Genomic DNA, 23,098 nt, shown 5'->3' with positions numbered 1-23,098 from the left:
TTGAAGTCTTTATGTTTTAAATTCTATTTTATTCTAATATTTTACTTTTTAGGCTTTTGTGCCCCTGTAATAATCATTTCTAATACAGCAACAGCTAAGGCAAAAAATGCCGCGCTCCAGAAGCCATTAACCTCGAATTTACTGCCCATTATATTATCCGTCAGCATAACCATAAGTACGGTAATAATAAAGGATATCAAACCGAATGTAAGCCAATTTAAGGGGAAGGTAAATAGCCTCAGTATGCCACCAATGAAAGCGTTTACAAAGCCGATAACTAATCCGGTAACAATGGCCCAGCCAAATCCCGCTACATAAACTCCGGGGATTATATAGGATGCAATTGCAACAACAGCACCCGTCAATAGTAGTGATACAATAAATCTCATGTGATATGAAGCTAAAATTTAAGATTGATACGCTAAAACGAGTTCAAAATATGTGCCAAAGCTTTTGTAGGGTATGGCTTTTTAGGCTTGATTTTTTGAATAACTATGCAGGCATAGGAATTTTACGTATATTTAATCTATTATAAACTACAATTTTATGAAAAAGCTAACAATAATTTTTATGGCAATGCTATGTACTATACTAGTATTTGCGCAAGGGAACGATCCTATTTTAGGAAAATGGGAGAACCCAAGTGGTGAGGGTAGGGTAGAAATTACTAAACGCGGAGACCAGTATTTCGGTAAATTGTACTGGATTAAAGATGCTTCCAAGAAAGATGAGAAAAATCCAGACGAGGCCTTACGCAGCCGTCATATTCAAGGGCTGGAGATTCTTAAAAATTTTAGTAAAAAGGGTAAGGGATATGAGGGGGGAGAGATTTACGATCCAAAGTCCGGAAAAACGTATAGCTGCAAAATGACTTTAAAGGGCGACGATCTGCTGGATATCAGGGGATTTATAGGCATTAGTTTGCTGGGGCGAACCGAAACCTGGAAACGTATTAAGTAATTTCTTGTGCTTGGGTATATTATATAATTAATACACAATCGTTTTCCTGATTTTGTGTAAAGGAAATCTAGTATCTTTGCTGTTGCCTTTAGTAGGTTAAATATTAGATCATTTTTATAAAAATATATTCGCATGTATAAAACGCTAAAACCTGCCTTAGAAAAAGAGCTTGCCGCCATTAAAGAGGCTGGCCTTTATAAGCAGGAACGTATTATTATTACGCCGCAGGGTGCTGATATTAAAGTGAGTACCGGACAAGAGGTAATCAACTTCTGTGCAAACAATTACTTGGGCTTGTCTTCGCACCCTAAAGTTGTTGAAGCAGCAAAAAATGCTATCGATAGCCATGGTTATGGTATGTCGTCGGTACGCTTTATCTGCGGAACACAGGATGTTCACAAAGAGCTGGAAGCGAAGCTTTCTACATTCTTAGGAATGGAAGACACTATCCTTTATGCCGCAGCTTTTGATGCCAATGGAGGGGTTTTTGAACCTTTGTTTACCGCTGAGGATGCTATTATCTCGGACGAGCTGAATCATGCTTCTATTATCGATGGTGTACGCCTATGTAAGGCGCAGCGCTTCCGGTATAAAAACTGTGATATGGCTGACCTCGAGACTCAATTACAGGCTGCCGCAGGTGCGCGCCATAGAATTATTGTAACGGATGGTGCATTCTCTATGGATGGCTCGGTAGCGCCCCTGGATAAAATCTGCGATTTAGCGGATAAGTATGAGGCCTTGGTTATGATCGACGAGTCGCATTGCTCTGGTTTTATCGGTAAAACTGGCCGTGGTACCCACGAGTTGTTTGATGTTATCGACCGTGTTGATATTATTACAGGCACCTTAGGGAAAGCTTTGGGTGGTGCATCGGGTGGTTTTACCGCGGGAAAAAAAGAAATCATTGCGATGTTGCGCCAGCGCTCTCGTCCTTACTTATTTTCGAATACATTGGCTCCTGCTATTGCTGGGGCATCGGTAGCGGTATTGGATATGCTCAGCGAGACCACAGCACTACGCGATAAACTGGAGGAAAATACGCTGTATTTCCGGGAACAGATGACGGCTGCAGGTTTTGATATAAAACCGGGTTTTCACCCTATTGTGCCTGTCATGCTGTACGATGCAAAATTGGCGCAGGAATTTGCCGCTAAGATGCTGGAAGAGGGTATTTATGTTATTGGTTTCTATTACCCGGTAGTGCCGCAAGGAAAAGCACGTATTCGTGTACAAATCTCTGCAGGGCATGATAAATCGCATTTGGACAAGGCTATAGCGGCTTTTACAAAGGTAGGTAAAGAATTGAACGTTATTTCTTAACGTAAAAAGTAGTTAAGCTTTAAACTAAAAGCTTATTGTCAGAGGCTTATCTGTATTTTTTATATAAATATAATATAATATATGCAGAAAGTGAGGTGCAAATTATATATCTTTGCACCTCTAAATTTTTATAACACATTATTGCTCAATGCAGAATATTAGAAATATCGCGATTATCGCGCACGTAGACCACGGTAAAACAACATTAGTTGATAAAATCCTTTATTTCACGAATCAGTTCAGAGAAAATGAAACTGCGGGTGAATTAATTTTGGATAACAATGATTTGGAGCGCGAGCGCGGAATCACTATTGTATCAAAAAACGTATCTGTTAAATACAAAGACACCAAAATCAATATTATTGATACACCTGGTCACGCCGATTTCGGTGGTGAGGTTGAACGTGTATTGAAAATGGCGGATGGGGTTGTTTTATTGGTGGATGCTTTTGAAGGACCAATGCCACAAACGCGTTTCGTTACGGGTAAAGCTTTAGGTTTAGGAATTAAACCTATTGTGGTGGTAAATAAGGTAGACAAAGAAAACTGTCGTCCAGAGGAGGTATACGAAAGTGTGTTCGATTTATTCTTTAATTTGGGTGCAAACGAAGAACAATTGGATTTCCCTGTTCTTTACGGTTCATCTAAACAAGGATGGATGTCTACAGACTGGAAAAAACCTACGGAAGATTTTACGGATCTTTTAGATGCAATTATTGCGCATATTCCTGCTCCTGCTGTAGCAGAGGGTACTTTGCAGATGCAGGTAACTTCTTTAGATTATTCTACATTCGTAGGCCGTATTGCTATTGGTCGTGTGGCACGTGGTGTTATTAAAGAGAACCAACCGGTATCTTTGGTTAAACGTGATGGTAAGATTGTAAAATCTCGCGTGAAAGAGCTACAGGTGTTTGAAGGTTTAGGACGTATTAAAGTTGCTGAAGTTCATGCAGGTGATATTTGTGCGGTTGTAGGTATCGATGGTTTTGAAATTGGTGATACTATTGCTGACTTCGAAAATCCGGAACAATTGGAGGTAATGCACATTGATGAGCCTACCATGAATATGTTGTTCACGATTAATAACTCTCCATTCTTTGGTAAAGAGGGTAAATTTGTTACTTCGCGTCATATTTATGATCGTTTACAAAAAGAATTAGAGAAAAACTTGGCTTTACGTGTTGTGCCTACAGAATCTCCGGATGCTTGGTTGGTATATGGTCGTGGTATTCTTCACTTATCGGTATTAATCGAAACTATGCGTCGTGAAGGCTACGAGTTACAGGTAGGGCAGCCACAGGTTATCGTTAAAGAAATTGATGGCGTAAAATGTGAGCCTATTGAAGAATTGGTGGTTGATGTACCGGGCGAGGTATCGGGTAAAGTTATCGAGTTGGTAACGCAACGTAAAGGTGAGTTGTTGATTATGGAGTCTAAAGGCGAAATGCAACACTTAGAGTTCTCTATCCCTTCTCGTGGTATCATCGGTTTACGTAATAACGTACTAACGGCTACTGCGGGTGAGGCTGTAATGGCGCACCGCTTGAAAGGTTATGAGCCTTGGAAAGGTACTATCCCTGGTCGTTTAGCTGGTGTATTGATTTCTTTAGATACGGGCTCTACGACTGCATACTCTATCGACAAACTACAAGATCGTGGACGCTTCTTCGTAGATCCAGGAGTGGATATTTATGAAGGACAGATTTTAGGGGAGCATATCCGTGATAACGATTTAACAATTAACGTAACTAAAGGTAAGCAGTTAACAAATATGCGTGCTTCGGGTTCGGATGATAATACACGTATTGCTCCGGCAATAAAATTCTCTTTGGAGGAGTGTATGGAGTATATTCAGGCGGATGAGTATATCGAAGTAACGCCGCAATCGATGCGTTTACGTAAGATTTACTTAACTGAAAACGAACGTAAAATCAATAGTAAAAAGTTTCAATAAGCCATAAACGTATTGACTTAACCCATAAAAAATAAGGTGTGCTTGCAAAAGCACACCTTATTTTTTATGGGTTTATGGTATTAACCTTGTCTTATTTTTTGTTATGTACAGGTTTTGATTCTTCTGCAGCGATATAGGTATCCTCCTCCGCTTTATAGATTTTGAAATGTACATCGTATCCTTCGGGAACATAAATTACAATCGGCAATTTTCCGTTGTAATTGACGATAGTAGGTGTTGCCGTGACAAATAGATTTCTTTTTTTATTGTCTAAGCAGCCTATTTGTGTTGAAACTACATCTCCTTTTGTATGAAAAACATAGTAGTTATAGCCCCATCCTGATAGATCTTTTTGTGTAATTTCGCCCATAAGATTAAAGTAGTTGCAGGCATCTACTTCCATCCATTTACCGACACTAAATTCAATTTTTTTGTTCTCATCCTTACTGGAATGTGGTACCTCAATAATTAATTTCTTGTACCCTTTTTCAGGTGCAGGAAAAATATCGGTATTTTGTTTCATAATGTTTTGCGCCATCGCAATCGATGTAAATCCGAGTAGGGTTACAAATAACGTTAACGTTTTCCAAATTGATTTATTCATTTTCTAGTAAATTATGTTTTAGCGTATAACTCTTTTATAAGCTTTGCTTAATTTGATAAATTTTAGACTAAAAGGTTTAATCAATGTGAATATAAATTTAGTATTACCTTATTTATTTCCTTTGAGTTACTGTTTTATAGTGTCCTCAGGGCTACGGTCCAGTTTCGCTAACCGACGTTGTATGGCTGTATCTGTACGTTGGGGAATAATCTGGTTTAATGCATTTTTTTCGATATCAACATCCGAATCTGATTCCAAAATATGTACTGTGCGTTGATTTTTCATGGCTATATCGTAAACATCCTTGGCACTCATCAGTTTTACGAATACGGGTAGGCATTCAAATAACACAAATAATAAGGCAATAAAAACAACGGCATATTCGGTTGCCGTGTTTGTTGTACCATCTGGTTTTTTATGGAGGTTGCTTAGGGCCGCATTTCTATCGGCAAAACCGCTAATATTGATGACACTATCCAAACTCTTGTCTGCAAAAATTCGTTGGTTTAATATACCTTCTTTACTTTTTCGATCCAACAGCTGCTTTTCTGCATCTTGAGCACGGTTGCGGAGGGTATCTAAGTAGATTTCATCTTTTTTTAAAGCCTCTTCTTTCATTTTTGCATAGGGACCATACCCTAAAACGCCCGATGTTTCCTCGGTTTTTGTCCCGAAAATTTCATGGTTTAATTTCTGACGGTCTTCTTTAATACGGGATTCTAGCGAGTCGGCCTGCGTTTTTAAGGCTTTAAGTTGCTCATACTCGCTCAGGTATTTTTTTTCAAAGGTTTTATTTAGGGTATCCACCGTAGCACGTTGCTGTTTTAGGTATTCTACTTTAAGGTGCTCCCGGATTTCTTTGTCAAATATTTTAAGCTCTAAGGGTCGCGAGATTACCAAACCTATAATAATGGCCAGTATTATACGTGGTAATGCCTGTAGGAATTGTTTAAACCCTCCTTTGGTTTTATCCATGCTTAACACAATATACCGGTCTAAATTAAAGATGGCGAGCCCCCAGAGTAGGCCAAACAGGGCAGCATACAGTACGGCCATGATGCTACCGCTGAACACAAAATATAAAGCGTATCCGCCAGCAAGCGCAGCAAATAAACCCGTGAAAAATATCGTTGCACCAATACTTACATACTTATTATGCTCTTCAGGATATCGGTCTAGGGTTTCTGTATGCACACCTGCGCACCACCAGAAGAAATTTTTTATTGAATTCATTTCAATCTTTTTCAAGTTAGACGCTTAAGTTTATTAAAAGTAACAACAAATTTTTAAAAACTTATTGGTATTGAATTACTGCATGTTAGCCTTATGGGCTGTTCATGTGCCTAGGATTCCCTATCTTTGTAAAAAAAACACAACGATTCATAAAATTTTATTTGATAATGAATAAAAAAAGTTTTATCCCTTTGCTAGTAGTTGCCTCTATGTTTGTAGGCTGTGGTAGTGATGAAAAAAACCTAAATGCTGAAAACCCGCTTTTAGCTCCATACGAAACCCCATTTGATGTTCCGCCGTTTGATAAAATTAAGGACGAGCATTTTAGACCTGCTTTTGAACAGGCTTTGAAGCAACACAACAGGGAGATTGATAGCATTGTTACGAATACCGATGTGCCTACATTCGCGAATACTGTCGTTGCTTTGGAGCGTGCAGGATCTTTGTTGTCGAAAGTATCGACTATTTTTTATAACCTTAAATCGGCCAATACTAACGATACTATACAAGCTATAGCTAAGGATATGGCGCCTGTATTATCCGCGCATGCAGATGAGATTAAACTGAATGCAAAATTGTTTGACCGCGTAAAAGCGGTGTATAACAACAAAGCTACTTTAGGTTTAGACGCTGAGGATCAGAGATTATTAGAGGAAACGTATAAAGGTTTTATACGTGCGGGCGCAAATTTGTCGGATGCCAATAAAATAAAATTAAAAGATATTAATGCGAAGCTTTCGGTATTAACGACGCAGTTTGACCAAAATTTATTGGTTGATAATAACGCCTACGAATTGGTGATTGATAACCATGCCGATCTTGCAGGTTTGCCGGATGCTGTGATTGCTGCCGCTGCTGAAACAGCAAAGAGCAAAGGTAAGGAAGGGAAATGGGTGTTCACATTATCAAACCCTTCGGTAATGCCATTTTTGCAGTATGCCGATAAACGTTCTTTACGTCAGCAAATTTGGAACGCTTACCAGTTACGTGGTAATAACGATAACGAGTTCGACAATAAGACCGTTCTGGTAGATATCGCTAACCTTCGCCTAGAAAAGGCTAAGTTATTAGGTTACCCTTCTCATGCGGCCTATGTTCTGGAAGAGTCTATGGCACAAAATCCAACGCATGTGTATGACCTGTTAAATAAATTATGGGCTCCAGCAATCGCCAAAGCGAAGGCTGAAGAAGCGGATATAAGGAAGGAAATTGAAGCTGCAAAAGATACTTTCCGCGTTGCTCCTTACGATTGGAGATATTATGAGGAGAAAATCCGCGTGAAACGTTTTGCCTTAAATGAAGAAGAAATAAAACCTTATTTCAGTCTTTCGGCTGTGCGTGAAGGGGCTTTTGCTACAGCACATAACTTGTATGGCTTGTCTTTTGTGGCTTTAAATAATGTGCCAGCTTATCACCCAGAGGTAGAGGTTTATGAGGTTAAAGATAAAGATGGCTCCCATTTAGGCTTGTTGTATGCCGACTTTTTCCCTCGTGAATCCAAACGTGGGGGTGCTTGGATGACTTCCTACCGTAGCCAGTATACCAAAGATGGTAAACGTGTTGCTCCCGTGATTAGTATAGTGTGTAACTTTACGAAGCCTGTAGGCGATCAGCCTGCGTTATTGACTTTCGATGAGGCTACAACCTTATTCCATGAATTTGGACATGCTTTGCATGGTTTACTTTCAAATGTGAAATATAAATCGTTGTCTGGAACGTCGGTTTCCCGTGACTTTGTTGAACTCCCTTCTCAAGTTATGGAAAACTGGGCTGCAGATCCGGCGGTGTTAAAAACGTATGCTAAACACTATAAAACGGGTGAGGCTATTCCGGATTCTTTAATTGCTAAAATGGAAAAAGCGGGTACTTTTGGTCAAGGCTTTGCAACTACAGAATACTTGGCGGCTTCATTTTTGGACTTAAACTACCATGCTGCAACGGCACCTATCGGTAAAGATATGAATGCATTCGAAAAGCAAGGGTTAACAAAATTAGGACTTATTGATGCTATCTTGCCGCGTTACAGAAGTACGTATTTCCAGCATATCTTTTCTGGTGGATATTCGGCAGGGTATTATGCTTATATCTGGGCTGAAGTGTTGGATGCCGATGCTTTTGCTGCATTTAAGGAAAAGGGTTTATTCGATCAACCTACAGCAGCATCTTTCCGTAGAAATATCCTAGAAAAGGGCGCTACAGGCAATCCTGCTGATTTATATAAGGCGTTTCGGGGAAAAGACCCAGACCCGGTTTATTTAATGAACAAAAGAGGATTAAATTAAAATACTACAACAAAAAAAGGTGGCCATAAGGTCACCTTTTTTTGTTATACACCTAGGTTTTGTAAAATAATGTAAAATAAATATTGTAGAAGAGATATTTCCTTCTATCTTTGAATTGTTTTTAATCAGTCTAAATAAATACTTGAAATGGAGTAACCATTATGTTTAGTTTAGTTTATATCACTGGTTAGTATAGACTGCTTAAAAACAAAGGAGCGCCATGCAAAAGACGGCAATCTTTGCATGACGCGATTGCTACAATCAGCGGCAACTGATGTAGCCGTTTGTTTCAGCTAGGCTGTAACAGACGCTCCCGATACCGTAAAATATGGAAGGCAAAGCAAGATAGGAAAAAAAACGTTCTCTCTCTAATGCTACGCAATAACTGTCTTGCTTTCCTTTCATAATCGGTAGACTATTTGTGTTTATTCGACAATTCAAAATATTATGAAAGTAAAAATTGGTGCCCTGTTTAATAAAGCACCGAAACCTTGTACCTTTATTTCCTCCTCCCCACAGGAATTCTTACGTATGACCTTCTTTTATCCCCTGTTTTCGCTTTCAAGAATTTATTCATTTTCAATTATTAATACATACATATGAAACAGATTTTAAAATCCACATTATTTATCGTGCTATTGTTAACTGGGAAATTATCTTTCGCGCATGCCCTTTGGGTCGAGACAAATGCGGTAGGTGTAAAAAACCAAACCCAAACGGTTAGGGTATATTACGGGGAATATGCCACGAAAGAATTAGAACCTGTAGACAAATGGTATTCGGATGTCCAATCTTTTACCTTATGGCTTACCACCCCCAGTAAACAACGTATTGAACTGAAAAAAACGGCCGGGGCAGACTTCTTTACGGCAAATTTTACCCCTACAGAAGATGGAACCTATAGCCTTTCGGTAGAGCATGCTGCCAAGGACTTAGGGGGGACAACAAAGTATGTGTTTTCATCGTTGGCACTGGTCAATGTCGGCAAACCTTCAGAATGGTCTGTACAAGCTCCATTGGCTGTGCTGGTAACACCAGCGGTCTATAAAGTAGGTGCTAAGGTTCGTGTGGCTGTGGTAGCTGCTGGTAAACCCTTGGCCGATGCTGAGGTGTTGGTAATGAGTGGTGAGGGCTGGACTAAAGCTTTTAAAACTGACGCTAAAGGGATGGTAACGTTTCCGGCTTTATGGAAAGGAAACTATGTTATTGAGGCTTCAAATATTATCGAACAGGATGGTTTATGGCATAATAACGCCTTTAAGAAAACCTGGCATGGAACAACAACATTTGTTAACGTAAAATAAAATCGCAGTAAAGCTTACCACTTGGCGGCAACCTAAGATGGGCTTTAACAGGTAATAATTCACCTAAAACATTTAAAATTTAAGCGCTCGATACCGTAATTATTCTATAAAATGCAAATTATAAAATTTTGTGCCCTGTATCTCTTTTTGGGATTAGTTTGGACTGCACAGGCACAACAAAACGAAACGTCCATATTAGGAAAGGTACTTTCTGCTCAGGGCGAAGCCGTTCATAATCCCAGCGTAAAGCTAAATGGGAAAAGTATTCCCGCCGACGCTGCAGGAAATTTTGTTTACTTAAATAGTAAGGAAGGTACCGTTACCCTGAATGTATCCGCTGTGGGGTACCAGACGTATTCGAAAACCTTAACCGTGAGGCCTGGAAAGAATGCGGTGGAGGTAAGGCTACTACCCGATGAAAAAGCAATTGAACAGGTAAAAGTTTTAGGACTCACCAAGGTTCAAGAAGTCAATAAGCTGGCTTTTAATGTTACGGCTATTGATGCTACTAAACTTTATAATACCACCTTAGATATTGCTGGGGCTTTGAATAAAACGGCTGGAATAAAGGTTCGTGAAAGTGGTGGTGTTGGCTCTAATTTTAATTTATCACTGAATGGCTTTTCTGGTAATCATGTGCGCGTATTTATCGATGGTATTCCCATGGATAATATGGGAACGGCGTTTCAAATTAACAATATCCCCATTAATTTGGCCGATCGTGTTGAGGTATATAAGGGGGTTGTACCCATTTGGTTAGGTTCTGATGCCTTAGGCGGCGCCATTAATATTATTTCGGGTAATAGATCTCGTACTTATGTGGACGCCTCTTATTCTTATGGCTCTTTTAATACGCATAGATCGGTTATTAATACTGCGGTAACGAGTAAAAATGGTTTTACTATACAGCTTAATGCTTTTCAAAATTACGCGGATAATAATTATAAGGTTTCCATTCCTGCATATGAAAATCGTTTGGATAATTTTCAACGTGCAACTAAAGTAAAACGTTTTAATGACACTTACCATAATGAAACTGTTATCGCAAACCTAGGCGTTGTCGATAAACCGTATGCTGATAAATTGTTAGTTGGTGTGGTCTTGGGAAAAGACTATAAAGAAATACAGACGGGTGCACGTATGCAGTCGGTATTTGGTGAACGGCACCGCAGAGGAAGTCTGGTGATGCCGACTTTAAAATATAGTAAAACAGACCTGATAAAAGGGTTGGATGTACAAGTAACTGCTAACCTGAATCTGGGTTGGAGCCAGAATATTGATACAGCCAATAGGCGCTACGATTGGTTTGGTGTTACGACGGTGCTGAGCCCCACAAGCGGGGAGGCGCAAAGTAAAACCCGCTATAAGTTTCGCAACAACGAAGGGATAGTGACCAGTATGGCGAAGTATAGTATCGGCCAAAGGCAAGAGATCTCCTTAAATAATGTATTTACTACCTTTAATAGAAAAGGGAGTGACCCCTTAAACCCTACAAATGCGGAGTACGAGAAAACAAAAAAGACGCAGAAGAATATCCTGGGCTTAGGTTATATAATCAAAGCAAATGATCAGTTTGATTTTACGGTTTTTGGAAAACTTTTGACACAGAACTTGCTGGCGGAAGGCCTGCGCGATGAGAAAATGAATCGTTTGGGTTATGGTGCTGCCGCAAGTTATTTTATAAACCCTCAATTGCAGGTAAAGGCTTCCTATGAATTGACCAATAGGTTGGCAACAAACGATGAAATTTTTGGCGATTTGGAAATACAGGCGCCTAACCCAAACCTTAAGCCGGAATCGAGTAATAATGTGAATGCTGGGCTTGCCTACAATTTTAATCTAGCGAGTAACCATCATTTTAGGGTTAATTCAAACTTGATTTACAGGTATGCGCACAATTTTATTTTTACACGATTTGAAAGTAATCAGGCACGCATTATTGCCGACAATAGAGATGGGGTACGCACTTGGGGTGTTGATGCAGATATCCGTTACTCCTACAAAAACTTTATTAGTGCGGGAGGTAATATAACCTACCAATATCTGCAAAATATGCAGAAAATTGAACCCGATTACACGGGTATTAGTCCGGTGTATAAAGACCAGATGCCTAATATTCCTTATTTATTTGCCAATGCAGATGTGTCCGTGTTTTTTCGCAATGTTGGCCGTCCCGATAATAACCTAAATATCGGGTATAACTTAATGTACATGAATAAATTCTATTTGTATTGGCCAAGCCGCGGTGGTCGTGCTGCCGAGGATGAAAAACGCGGTATACCCAACCAGCTCAGCCATGATATTAATATGGTATATAGCCTGGCAAAAGGAAAATACAATATTGCTTTGGAGGCTAGAAATATTACCGACGAACTGTTGGTAGATAACTTTAGTCTTCAAAAACCAGGGCGTGCTTTTTATGTTAAACTGCGCTATTTCTTTAGTAAAAAATAATAACACATAAATTTTATTTAACAATGACAATCAAACAATCATTACTAGCCTTAGCCATTTCTGCTTCTTTATTTTCTTGCTCCAAGGATGATAATGCAACACGCAATCCAGGGAACTTTGTTGTCGCCGTTTCTCCAGTTGCTGCGACAGGAGTTGCTGATTATTTGTTAACTGCCGCGAGTTTAGAAGAGGGGACAATTTCTAACGCTGGGCAGGGTGTAGAGCAAGATGGTACGTATCGTTATTATGTAACCACGAATAATAAACTCTATAGCATGTTGTATGGTCAGGGTAACCCTGGCGCCATTACTGTCTATAATATCCTCGGTGGAAATTTAAATAAAATAGCCAATACCGTTACCGAAACGGTGCAGGCATTCACACCTGTAAAGGATGATATCTTAATGATGAAAATCTCCAGAAATATTACCAATCCAGTTACTACATGGTATAGGTTTAATACCAATGGCTTAAAAATCGATGGGCAGGGGGATATTAATACAGCAGAGATTACTAAAAATGGAGAGCTGGCGTTCTTTAGCTGGATTAAGCAAGTAGGCGATAAGGTTTATGCGCCATTTTTCTCCGTTAAAGGCTGTTGTAGCGCTACTTTCGGTACCGCTTTTCCGGATAAGGCTTGGGTTGCCATTTTTTCTTACCCAGATATGAAATTAGAAAAGGTGATAGAAGATACGCGTACGAGTTTTATCGGCCGTTACTTCACAGATGCTATTGAGCCTACAGAAAATGGTGATGTATATACCTTCTCTTCGGCCATTGCTTCGTCGGGAGGTACGGATGCAACGATTAATACCACAAAGCCTTCCGCGGTGACGCGTATAAAAGCTGGAACTACAGTTTTTGACTCTTCGTATTTATTTGATATCGAGGCCGCTACTGGTGGATTAAACATTACAAACTGGAAGTATTTAGGGAATAACAATTTTATTATTTTCTCTAATACTAAGGCAGAAAAGGGGCTTTATAAAACTGGAAATATTGTTGGGGTAATTAATGTGGCGAATAAAACGTATAAAGCTGTTACGGGCTTGCCTGCAGCAGAGGAAATAAAGGGTTTCACAGGAACCAATAATTATGCAGTTAAAGATGGCCGTACAGGGCATATTGGGGTTAACCTAAAATCGGGTGTCGGTTATATTTATAAAATTGATGCTACTACTGCTACGGCAACTCGTGGTTTAAAGGTCGAAGGCGGAACAATTACGGCTATAGAGCATTTAAACTAGAAAATCTATTCTTTTAATTGGTGCTCCTTAGAATGCGTATAGCAAAACCTCGCTTTGTGGGTTTATTCTAAGGGCACCTTATATTTTTAATCCTACATCAGACATGAAAAGATATACTTATTTCGTATTTGTTCTTCTTTTAATAGCGACAAGTACTAATGTATGGGCACAAGTAGGCATTACTATAGATGGGTATTTGCGTTCTAAAAATATGGACCCTATTCGTGGAGCAACAGTTTCTCTTGAAGGAGGAAACATCAAAGGGGTATCGGATAAAAATGGTTTTTTTAAACTGTCGAACATTAAGCCTGGGAAGTATGTGTTACGCATACAGGGGGTAGGCCTACAGCCATATACAGAAAATATAGTGCTCGTAAAGGATGATGTACATCTTAAAACGTTAACCATAGATGCCTTGGGCGTTTCAATAGATGAGGTGGCCGTATCGGGTAAATATTATCAAAATTATAAGTTCGATAGCATTTCCGGATCCTTACGTTTGCAATCGCCAATTCTTGAGCTGCCACAAAATATTCAGGTTATTTCTTCGGATCTTATGGCCGATCAGCAGGTGTTTGATATCCTGGACGGGGTAACACGCAACATCAGTGGTGCTTCCAGGCAAGGGCATTGGGATAATCAATATGCTAATATCAGAATGCGGGGTTCTAAATTGCCTGCATTTCGAAATGGAATGAATATCGAGGCCTCGTGGGGCCCTACTGCGGAGGATGCCTCGGTTATTGATCGTATTGAGTTTGTGAAAGGCCCTGCCGGGTTTATGCTAGCGAATGGTGAGCCTGGAGGGTTTTATAATGTGGTTACTAAAAAACCAACGGGACATCAGAAGGGGTCTGTACAGTTTAATATGGGAAGTTTTAGCACGTATAGAGGCGCCCTCGATCTGGATGGAAAATTAAGTGCGGATGGCAGGCTGTTGTATCGATTAAATGTCGCAGGTCAGAAGAAGGACTTTTTTACGAAATATAATTATAGCAATCGTATATCCATAGCGCCGGTGGTTAGTTATAAGATTGATTCCCTTACAACGTTAACATTGGAGTATACGTTTCAGGGATCTACTTATTTAACAAACGGCAATTATACCTTCTCGCCAAAGCAGTTTGCCGATCCGGGAATTCGTAATGACTTTTTTTATGGTGATCCTTCTTTTGATCCTGGAAAATTACGCGATCATAGTGCGTATGTATACCTGGACCATAAATTAAGTCCGACCTGGAAGTTCCATGGTCAGCTGGCATACTTTAATTTTAAGATGGATGCAACCAGTACATGGTTAAATTATATGAAAGCAAATGGCGATGCTCCTCGTTATTATAGCATTGCCGATGAGGTCGGCGAAAATGCTTTCGGACAGTTTTCCTTTGCTGGTGAAGAATACACCGGAAAAATAAAACATAAAATTTTAGTGGGTGCAGATTTTGGAACAAAGAAATTTTGGGGTGATTTCAGATCGCTTCTAGATTCCATACCCTTTAAAGATTTAAACGTCTATAATCCAGAATATGGTATTCCGGGAAATGTCTTTGCACCGATTGATCGATCGGTAGATACTAAAGTCCGCGCCGGTGGCTCTGGATATGTAAGTTCTGTATCGTATATGTCGTTTTATGTACACGATGAGATGAGTTTAATTCCGGAGAAGTTACGCTTCTCTTTGGGTTTGCGTTATACCATGGCAGAAACCGTTGGTAAGGATAAAGTCGCAGAAATTAAGGATAAGGTCTTCACACCACGTGTAGGCTTAAGTTATTCCCTTAACAAGCAGACTTCGGCGTATGCTTTATTTGATCAGTCTTTTGTGCCTATTTCGGGTACGGATTGGGAAGGTAAAGCCTTTAAGCCTGTATTAGGGGATGATCTGGAGGTTGGTCTAAAAAGAGAATGGTTTAATGGTAAATGGATTTCTTCGATCAGCGCCTATACGATACGTAGAAAAAATGCTTTGGTAGAGGATCCTGATCCTGCACACGTAGTCGATGGAAAAACCTTTCAAGCGCAGCTTGGTGAAACACGTACGAAAGGGATTGAGCTGGATATTACAGGCGAAATTGTGCGAGGGTTGAATGTGGTGGCCAATTATGCATATACTGATGCTAAAATTAGTAAGGCTACGGATAAGAGTACCATCGGAAATATTACGCCTAACACGGCTAAACATATTACTAATCTTTGGTTAAACTACCATGTTTATCAGGGAAGTTTAAGAGGTTTAGGTATTATGGGGGGTGTCCAATCGATGATGGGCCGTGCTATCGGAGTAACGAAAACTTCAAATTTCAAAGATTATTTTAGAACTGACCTTGGTTTTGGATATCAAAAGGGGAGGTATAGTATTTCGTTGTTGGTAAACAACCTGTTGGATAATAGGTTTTTAATGACAGCAGGATCTATTAGTAGGGCCTCACAGAAATTAATCAAAGAGAAAGGTGCTGTAGATTATTACAGTTATATCGTGGAGGCAAGACGTAATATACGTTGTGGTATCGTGTATAAATTTTAGCATGCTCAAGCCCCTTGATTTCTTATACCTTAAATCGCATGTAAGCATTAGGGGTACCTGTATAAAAGGGTACCTCTAATGTGTTTTACAGGCTTAAATTGAAACACTTAATTTTATTATGTATACCGTACTTATAAGCATTATACTATTCGCTGCATATCTCTTTTACAACAGTAGCAAGCGCGTGAAATTTGGGAAACGCCCCGCATGGCTGGAGCAGCTAGCGCGAAAACCTTCTTTATTAAGGGCCCTTAGCTTGGCTTTATTGCTGCTCACGGTGCCCTTATTATTGCTGTATAATGGAATCGGAGCTGGTATTTTCGCGGTGGTTATCTATGCCATGGCTCTACTAAGCACTGTATTTTTGCTGCTTCCGTATCGTTATTTGCGTTGGACACATCTTATCTGTCTTTTCTTAATCGGCTTAGCCTTAGAACTATTTATATGCTAACTTTTATTTTACCAGTTTATGCCTGCTAATAAAAAATATTTAAGTACACCATTCCAGCGGTTTCTGAAAATTACGGCTGGTTTTATCGGTGGATATGCTGTCATGTTATCCTTCCATATTTTAATGACCTTTTTGTTTCATAAAAGTGATGTCATTATGACCGCTGCTTTTACCGGGTATATCCTGTGGGCGGTTTTAATGGTACTCGCATTTTTGGCTAAAAACGGTTGGAAGGTATGGGCAATTTATGTCCTGCTTACGTTGATTTTTTCATTACCCTATATTTTAAAACTAGGATAAATACCTATTATGAATATTAGAAACTATAATATTTTCTTTCATACGCATACCATTAGTGGCATTATTATTTGTGGGCTATTGTATGTTATCTTCTTTGCAGGCTCCTTCTCCTTTTTTAAGAAGGAGATATCAGCATGGCAGAAAAACACATCGTATACTACCTATGAAAAAGATCAGCATAGCTACGATTACCTGCTAGATTCCCTTAAAGGGGGCATGAATATGCATGGGCGTGATATTTCTATCTATATGCAGCGTACGGGTGTTGGCGCTTATTTTAACCTCTCAGCATCCAATGATAGTATATTGAATAAAGAGAATGTTGCCCATCTGGCAGCAAAAAAGAAAAGTGAGGGTGGCCAGCCGACCAAAGGTAGAAGGGGGCGTGGAGGTGAGGATAGCAAATACTTTAATTACGATTTTGTAAAAAAGAGTAGTGGCGATTATGCCACAAACTATGATATGGGCGAATTTCTATATAGACTTCACTTTTTAGCGCAGCTGAATGAGGTTCCTATTCGCATGGGTATTGCCCCTTTTGGGTATTTTGTGGCTGGGGTAACCTCTTTTTTATTCCTTTTTGCACTAATTACGGGCTTGTTATTGCATTGGGATAAAATTGTGAATAACTTTTTCGTCTACCGCCCTTTTAATAAATGGAAAACGGTATGGACCGATATGCATACTGGTCTGGGGGTTATTGGATTTCCATTTCAATTTTTATATGCCGTAACAGGAATATTCTTAATTATAAATTCGGTACTTGTACTTCCGTTTAGTAATCTGCTGTATAAAGGCGATACGGATAAAATGTACCAGGACTTGGGGTACTCCCGCAACGTAACACATGCGTATTCCTATCAGCCTATGGAGCATAATGTCCGTATTGCCGATTACTTAAGTTTGGCTGAACAAAAATATCCCGATGCTGATGTAACGCGTTTTTTTATTAAGAATTATGCCGATTCGAATATGCATATTATTATGGAATTAGAAGCTAAACATCCTAAAAGTTTTGCCGGTGTAGGCATGGTAGATATCCGTGTACATGACCAAAAAATAATGCACGAAAAATCGCCTACCCAAAACCTGACTTATGTCGACTGGATTAAAGCTTTAATCTATAGGTTACATTTTGGAGATTTTGGCGGTCTGCCGTTGCGCGCGCTGTATTTTGTTTTAGGCATCATGGGTTGCCTGGTAATTACCTCAGGGATTTTAATTTGGTTAGTGGCACGCGATAAGAATAATGTGCTGCCGTATAAAAGGAAATTCAATGCTTGGCTGGCAAACTTCTTTATGGCGGTATGTTTAACGATGCTGCCGGTTACTGCATTAACATTTATTGCAATTAAAGTAAGCCCTGTGGTCGATCAAAGTTTTATCTACCGCGTTTATTTTATCTGCTGGCTGCTGTTTACCCTCTATTATACCCTTCGTAAAAGTATAAACCGTACCAACCGGGAGTCTTTATTGCTGGGTAGCGTTTTGGCATTTCTAGTTCCCCTAACCAACGGTATTGTAACAGGAAACTGGTTTTGGAAGACTTTATTTTATAGACAAACGGATTTGTTCTTAATTGATTTTTTATGGATAATAATTGCTGTAATTGCTTTAACGGCATTTATGAAATCCCGACAGTTTTTTAAAAATTTAGCCCAGCAAAAAAAATAATTTAAAAAATTTGGGAATCTACTTTTATATTATTTATATTTGGTCTAAATAAAAACAAAGATGTGCAAGTCAACGACATTAAGCTCTAAAGGAAATACGACAGTAAGTTACTGTAGTGGTTGTCAGAGTCATTATATCTGGCAAAATTCTTTCATATTAACGTTTAACCCAGCACAGTACGATTGCTTTTTAGAAGAAATAAAAAGTAGAATGGGGGTAGAAGATTTTATGAAATTCCCGGATGGCGTTTACCGTATGATGTTGCCCACACCCATGCCTGAGGTTTTGTTCACTTTCTCGGAAGAGGAATGGCAGGATTTTACAAATGCTTTATTTGAGGCTTATTATATGCGCGAGGTATATCAACTGATAAATTAAAATATTAAGCCCTAGGGCCCTCTTCCATTTAGCACAATTTGGTAGAAGGTGTCCTAGGCACGAATTAAGTATCTATTTCACTCTCTTCTTTGTATGCTTAGTTCCCCCGATACGTTATGTATTGGGGGATTTTTTTATATACTGGCCGAATTAAACTGTAGGTCGTATAATTTTTTGTAATACCCGTCGATCGATAATAGCTCCTGGTGGCTACCCATTTCTTTTACCTCCCCCTTATCGAGTACAATAATTTTATCCGCTTTCTGTATAGTCGATAAGCGGTGTGCAATAACAATTGCTGTGCGGCCATCCATGAGGTTGTCTATGGCGGCTTGTATCATTTCTTCCGTTTCTGTATCAATAGATGAAGTTGCTTCATCTAAGATTAATATGCTTGGATTATGTACCAATGCCCGAATAAAAGATACCAATTGTGCCTGTCCAGCAGACAGGGTAGAACCACGTTCCTGTACCTGGTAGTTAAAGCCATCCGGCAATTTCTGGATAAACTCGTAAGCGCCTACTTTTTTCGCAGCATCGATAATTTGTTCCATTCCAATATCTGGGTTGTGTAGCGTGATATTATTGGTTACCGTATCTGAGAATAGGAATATATCCTGTAATACTGTAGCAATGGTATTACGTAAAAAAGTAAGATCATATTCGCGTATGTCTACACCATCCAATAAGATTTGTCCTTTTTGTATTTCGTAAAAGCGACTTAAAATATTAATGGTCGATGATTTTCCAGCTCCTGTAGCACCAACCAAGGCCAATGTCTCGCCAGGTTTTATAGAAAAGCTAGCATCCCGTAGCACCCAGTTTTCATCGTTATAGGCAAACCATACATTTTTAAATTCAATCTCGCCGCGTATTTGTGCGGGTTTATAGGTACCCGTATTGGGGGTAAATTCTTTGGTATCCAAAACCTCAAATATACGTTCTGCCGAGACCATCCCCATCTGTAAGGTATTGAATTTATCGATCAGCTCCCGTATCGGACGAAAGATCATACTGATATACATTATAAAGGCAACGACTACCCCCGGAGATATACTATCTGCAATAATCTGTTTTGATCCGTACCATACCAACAATCCAGTGGCAATAGCCATAATAATTTCAAGCACCGGAAAGAAAATCGAAAAATACCAGTTGGCACGGATATGTGCATTACGGTGTTCTTTATTGATGGTATCGAATTTACGCATTTCCTGTTCCTCACGGGCAAAATATTGTATAATGGCCATTCCTGATATATGTTCCTGTAAGAAGGTATTCAGGTTGGAAACCCAGGTACGTACTGCCTGAAAGGCAGATTTCATAGCTTCCTTAAAAATATAAGTTGCTGCAATCATTAGTGGCATCGGAATTAACACAATCAATGTAAGTTTCCAATCGGTATAAAACATAACCCCGAGAATAACAATTAGCTGCAGCAGGTCGCCAATAATCTGTATCAACCCTTCCGAGAAGATATTAGCAATGGTTTCCAAGTCCGAGATTGTGCGCGTTATTAATTTACCAATAGGCGTATTATCGAAATATTTTAAACGCAATTTCACAATATGGTCAAATATTTGAATACGTATATCCCGAATTACCGATTGTCCTAAAGTATTGGTCATCAGGGTATGGTAGTAGCGCACCGCTGTTTGGATAAGGAGCAAGGCAATCATTAAGATGAGCATGCCGTTTAACCCTTCGTATTGCCCCGCCAGAATATACTTATCCAGGGTATGTTCAATAAGCAAAGGGAGAGCTGGCGCCACTGCTGCCAATAGAATGGTCAAGACCACAGAGATCCAAAACGATGTACTATAGGGGCGCATATATTTAGCCAAACGGTTCAGTAATTTACTGTCGTAGGCAGAGCCGGTCACTTTTTCTTGTTTCAATGTTTTTTAATTAATATAAGGGTATATTACCTGGGTTAAATATAAGCCATGTGCTGGTACAGATACACCGGCTTTTGACCTGCTTTTACTCTCCAATACCTCGTTGACATACGTTATTGGTTTACCTTTCAACCCAACTTCCAATAGCGTACCCACCGTAGCGCGTACCATATTACGCAGAAAACGGTCGGCACTAATATGAAAAACAATAGAATCAGCATTTTGTTCCCAACGGGCCTCCGTTACAGTGCATATATTGGTGAAAACCTGTGTGTTGGATTTGCTGAAACAGGAGAAATCTTTTTTTCCTAATAACAGCTTTGCTGCCGCATTCATTTTTTCTATATCCGGAATATCGCGTATAAACCAGGATTTATGCACTAAAAAAGGGTCCTTTTTAAAGTGCACATGGTACGCATATGAGCGTGCTGTGGCATCAAACCGGGCATGCGCATCGTTTGCTACCGCATATATATTTTTTACAGCAATATCATAAGGTAGTAGCGCATTTAAAGCATGTATACATTTTTCCGGATTTTGCACTATACTTTTGTTGGCCGTATCCAAATGTAGATACAACTGTTTTGCATGCACACCGGTATCCGTTCTTCCGGCACCTAATGTTTCTATCGGCTCTCTAAAGAAGGTCGCTAATGCTTGATTCAGTTTTTCCTGCACCGTTATAGCATTGGGTTGTACCTGCCAGCCATGGTAGGCGGTACCATCATAGGCAATCTCTAAAAAGTATCGTCTTTTATCTTCCACGCAGCAAAGATAAGAATTATACTTTTCGACCTGATATAGATTTCTTGTTGCTATCGTTAGGGGCTTGAAAAATGACAACATTATGGGGTTTTATTGGCTTTACTGCAGAACAAAATCGTGAATTCTATGGTTTATGTTATATTTGTGTTATTATCGAATTATTAAAACAAAGTATGTTACAACGTATTCAGACGATTTGGTTGCTGCTGACAGCCATCACCATCTTAGGATTGTTTTTATTTCCCTATGTAAGCTACATTGATTTGGTAGGTTTAGGGCGCAAAATTATGGTTACAGGCGTTTATTCGGCCGTAAACAACGAAGTAGTAAAACAGGAGAGCAATGTATTGCAAACCATAGCTACGGTAATTTTGGGCTTTATACCGCTATTAACCATCTTTATGTTTAAAAACAGAAAAGCACAGTTGTTGCTTATCTATGTCGAGATTGTTTTAATAGCTCTTTTCGGGGTATGGTTATTTGTTGCTGCAAATCATACTTTAGGATTGATTTCTCAGCAAATTACAGCTTCCAACATTGGCGTAGGTTTGTTTTTATTGCCCGTAGCTATTATTTTTTTAGCTATGGCTATTGGTGGTATCCGTAGGGATGAAAAACTGATTAAATCAGCGGATAGACTACGGTAAATGAAAAGCGCTCTTATTTTCTTTATGTTGTGCTTCGGCATAATGCAAGGCCTGCAAGCGCAGGTTGTGGAGAAGTCTAGTTTGGATGTTGATGATATTGAAATCCTGGTTAAGGACGTTCTTTTTACAGGTAAAAAGGATACCGTTATAGTAGAGCTGTTTCTAAATTCGTATAAGAAGAACCCACGTGAATTTAAGCTTAATACCTTCGCAACGGGGATTATAGGGGTAGATGGAACCCCTCTTTTTTACAGTACAATACAGTTGGAGAAAGTTTTTGTCGACATTAAAGACCGCCAAAATTATATACATTATTTATTAAAAGGTGATGTGCCGGTGCTGTTACGTATTGCAACTGTGGGCTGGCAAAAGCGTTGGGGAAAACCACAACAGTTGAAGCTGACTTTTGAGGATAGTACGGAGGAGGGTAAGTTTCTAGACGTTTTGGTAGACTTGTAGCCGCTGTGTATAACAAATAATGTATAGGCCATAAGCATTACACAATAAAAAAAGGCGGAAGAGAATCTTCTGCCTTTTTTAGTATATATTATCTGGAATATCTGAACTGCTGTTTATCCATAAGTGCCATTTGATCCTTCATCATTTTGATTTGATCGGCAAGCAGTTTGTTTTTATCTGCGCGTTTTGCTTCTTGCAACAGCTTTTCGGCCTCACGTTTATTGTGCTTTGCCATCATGACACCGGCAAGGCTTAGTTTGGCTAAGGCAATATTATGGTCCATATGCAAACCTAAAGAAAGTGCCTTCTTAAAGAATTTTTCGGCCTGCATAGGAGCACGCTGCGACTCGATTAAGCCAAGTAAAAGGTGGTAATAACCATGCTGGGCCGCGACAAGTTGTTTTTCGTAGTTTTTAATTTTACCCAACCATTTTTCGGCTGCAGCGATATTTTGTTTACGAAAGAACCACTGTGCAATCAACATGTTTTCATTGAAAAATACAGTCACCCAAGCAATAATGCTAATCAAAATGCCTAATATTCCCCATCCCCATTGTCCAAACCAAAATAGGACCACAGTTCCGACTACCAAAAGACTGCTAAGTATAATACGAACTAAATTTGACATCTTTTCTTTTATA

Annotated in this window: 20 protein-coding genes; 14 read left to right on the top strand and 6 right to left on the bottom strand. The window is 39.4% G+C overall.

Annotated features, from left to right (window positions below; all coding sequences use genetic code 11):
• Positions 1-41: 41 nt before the first annotated feature.
• A complete protein-coding gene (locus ACL9RF_RS09220; RefSeq protein WP_422800322.1) occupies positions 42-389 on the bottom strand; it encodes a phage holin family protein in 348 nt (115 codons plus the stop codon).
• Between the two features lie 157 nt (positions 390-546).
• Here ACL9RF_RS09220 and ACL9RF_RS09215 point away from each other — a divergent pair, with 157 nt between their 5' ends.
• The 3 genes from ACL9RF_RS09215 to typA all read left to right on the top strand — a co-directional run bounded on the left by ACL9RF_RS09215 (position 547) and on the right by typA (position 4,237).
• The gene (locus ACL9RF_RS09215; RefSeq protein WP_422800321.1) at positions 547-960 is read left to right on the top strand and encodes a DUF2147 domain-containing protein; all 414 of its coding nucleotides are present in this window, start codon (positions 547-549) and stop codon (positions 958-960) included.
• 132 nt (positions 961-1,092) lie between these two features.
• Positions 1,093-2,283 (top strand): glycine C-acetyltransferase, encoded by a 1,191-nt coding sequence (gene kbl, locus ACL9RF_RS09210; RefSeq protein WP_422800320.1) that lies wholly within the window; start codon positions 1,093-1,095, stop codon positions 2,281-2,283.
• A gap of 148 nt (positions 2,284-2,431) precedes the next feature.
• Positions 2,432-4,237 carry a translational GTPase TypA gene (gene typA, locus ACL9RF_RS09205; RefSeq protein ID WP_422800319.1) on the top strand — a complete coding sequence of 602 codons (1,806 nt, stop codon included), beginning with the start codon at positions 2,432-2,434 and terminating at the stop codon, positions 4,235-4,237.
• Between the two features lie 91 nt (positions 4,238-4,328).
• Here the strand turns inward: typA and ACL9RF_RS09200 are convergent, their stop codons facing one another.
• Together ACL9RF_RS09200 and ACL9RF_RS09195 are read right to left on the bottom strand one after the other, a co-directional pair.
• Positions 4,329-4,841, bottom strand: coding sequence for an ecotin family protein (locus ACL9RF_RS09200; protein WP_422800318.1), 513 nt, complete (start codon positions 4,839-4,841; stop codon positions 4,329-4,331).
• Between the two features lie 126 nt (positions 4,842-4,967).
• Positions 4,968-6,074: a DUF4407 domain-containing protein gene (locus ACL9RF_RS09195; protein WP_422800317.1), complete on the bottom strand. Its 1,107-nt coding sequence runs from the start codon at positions 6,072-6,074 to the stop codon at positions 4,968-4,970.
• 167 nt (positions 6,075-6,241) lie between these two features.
• Here ACL9RF_RS09195 and ACL9RF_RS09190 point away from each other — a divergent pair, with 167 nt between their 5' ends.
• The 9 genes from ACL9RF_RS09190 (at position 6,242) to ACL9RF_RS09150 (ending at position 18,688) form a co-directional block, all read left to right on the top strand.
• The gene (locus ACL9RF_RS09190; protein ID WP_422800316.1) at positions 6,242-8,356 is read left to right on the top strand and encodes a M3 family metallopeptidase; all 2,115 of its coding nucleotides are present in this window, start codon (positions 6,242-6,244) and stop codon (positions 8,354-8,356) included.
• Positions 8,357-8,955: 599 nt separating this feature from the next.
• A complete protein-coding gene (locus ACL9RF_RS09185) occupies positions 8,956-9,660 on the top strand; it encodes a DUF4198 domain-containing protein (protein ID WP_422800315.1) in 705 nt (234 codons plus the stop codon).
• A 111-nt stretch (positions 9,661-9,771) separates the two neighbouring features.
• A complete protein-coding gene (locus tag ACL9RF_RS09180; protein ID WP_422800314.1) occupies positions 9,772-12,114 on the top strand; it encodes a TonB-dependent receptor plug domain-containing protein in 2,343 nt (780 codons plus the stop codon).
• Between the two features lie 23 nt (positions 12,115-12,137).
• The gene (locus tag ACL9RF_RS09175) at positions 12,138-13,361 is read left to right on the top strand and encodes a DUF4374 domain-containing protein (RefSeq protein ID WP_422800313.1); all 1,224 of its coding nucleotides are present in this window, start codon (positions 12,138-12,140) and stop codon (positions 13,359-13,361) included.
• A 103-nt stretch (positions 13,362-13,464) separates the two neighbouring features.
• On the top strand, positions 13,465-15,885 hold the full coding sequence (locus ACL9RF_RS09170; RefSeq protein WP_422800312.1) for a TonB-dependent siderophore receptor: 2,421 nt from the start codon (positions 13,465-13,467) through the stop codon (positions 15,883-15,885).
• A 118-nt stretch (positions 15,886-16,003) separates the two neighbouring features.
• Complete coding sequence (locus tag ACL9RF_RS09165) at positions 16,004-16,336, top strand: hypothetical protein (RefSeq protein ID WP_422800311.1); 333 nt, start codon at positions 16,004-16,006, stop codon at positions 16,334-16,336.
• An 18-nt stretch (positions 16,337-16,354) separates the two neighbouring features.
• Positions 16,355-16,636, top strand: a complete 282-nt coding sequence (locus tag ACL9RF_RS09160) for a hypothetical protein (RefSeq protein ID WP_422800310.1) — start codon at positions 16,355-16,357, stop codon at positions 16,634-16,636.
• A gap of 9 nt (positions 16,637-16,645) precedes the next feature.
• On the top strand, positions 16,646-18,310 hold the full coding sequence (locus tag ACL9RF_RS09155; RefSeq protein ID WP_422800309.1) for a PepSY-associated TM helix domain-containing protein: 1,665 nt from the start codon (positions 16,646-16,648) through the stop codon (positions 18,308-18,310).
• Positions 18,311-18,370: 60 nt separating this feature from the next.
• Positions 18,371-18,688, top strand: coding sequence for a hypothetical protein (locus ACL9RF_RS09150; protein ID WP_422800308.1), 318 nt, complete (start codon positions 18,371-18,373; stop codon positions 18,686-18,688).
• A gap of 134 nt (positions 18,689-18,822) precedes the next feature.
• Here ACL9RF_RS09150 and ACL9RF_RS09145 read toward each other — a convergent pair whose 3' ends face one another.
• Positions 18,823-20,520, bottom strand: coding sequence for an ABC transporter ATP-binding protein (locus ACL9RF_RS09145; protein ID WP_422800418.1), 1,698 nt, complete (start codon positions 20,518-20,520; stop codon positions 18,823-18,825).
• A 72-nt stretch (positions 20,521-20,592) separates the two neighbouring features.
• On the bottom strand, positions 20,593-21,351 hold the full coding sequence (gene truA, locus ACL9RF_RS09140) for a tRNA pseudouridine(38-40) synthase TruA (RefSeq protein WP_422800307.1): 759 nt from the start codon (positions 21,349-21,351) through the stop codon (positions 20,593-20,595).
• Positions 21,352-21,422: 71 nt separating this feature from the next.
• Between truA and ACL9RF_RS09135 the strand changes: the two genes are divergently transcribed.
• Together ACL9RF_RS09135 and ACL9RF_RS09130 are read left to right on the top strand one after the other, a co-directional pair.
• Positions 21,423-21,998, top strand: coding sequence for a DUF4293 domain-containing protein (locus tag ACL9RF_RS09135; RefSeq protein WP_422800306.1), 576 nt, complete (start codon positions 21,423-21,425; stop codon positions 21,996-21,998).
• Positions 21,999-22,457 (top strand): hypothetical protein, encoded by a 459-nt coding sequence (locus tag ACL9RF_RS09130; protein WP_422800305.1) that lies wholly within the window; start codon positions 21,999-22,001, stop codon positions 22,455-22,457. It begins immediately after the preceding gene.
• Positions 22,458-22,545: 88 nt separating this feature from the next.
• On the opposite strand, the gene ACL9RF_RS09125 is transcribed toward ACL9RF_RS09130, so the two are convergent.
• Positions 22,546-23,085, bottom strand: coding sequence for a DUF2892 domain-containing protein (locus ACL9RF_RS09125; protein ID WP_422800304.1), 540 nt, complete (start codon positions 23,083-23,085; stop codon positions 22,546-22,548).
• Between the last annotated feature and the right edge of the window lie 13 nt (positions 23,086-23,098).

The sequence above is a fragment of the Sphingobacterium sp. Mn56C genome (assembly GCF_049319645.1).
In the GTDB taxonomy this organism is placed as follows: Bacteria; Bacteroidota; Bacteroidia; order Sphingobacteriales; family Sphingobacteriaceae; genus Sphingobacterium.
The sequence above is the reverse complement of the archived record's forward strand: the minus strand, read 5'-3'. Positions and strand labels throughout refer to the sequence as shown.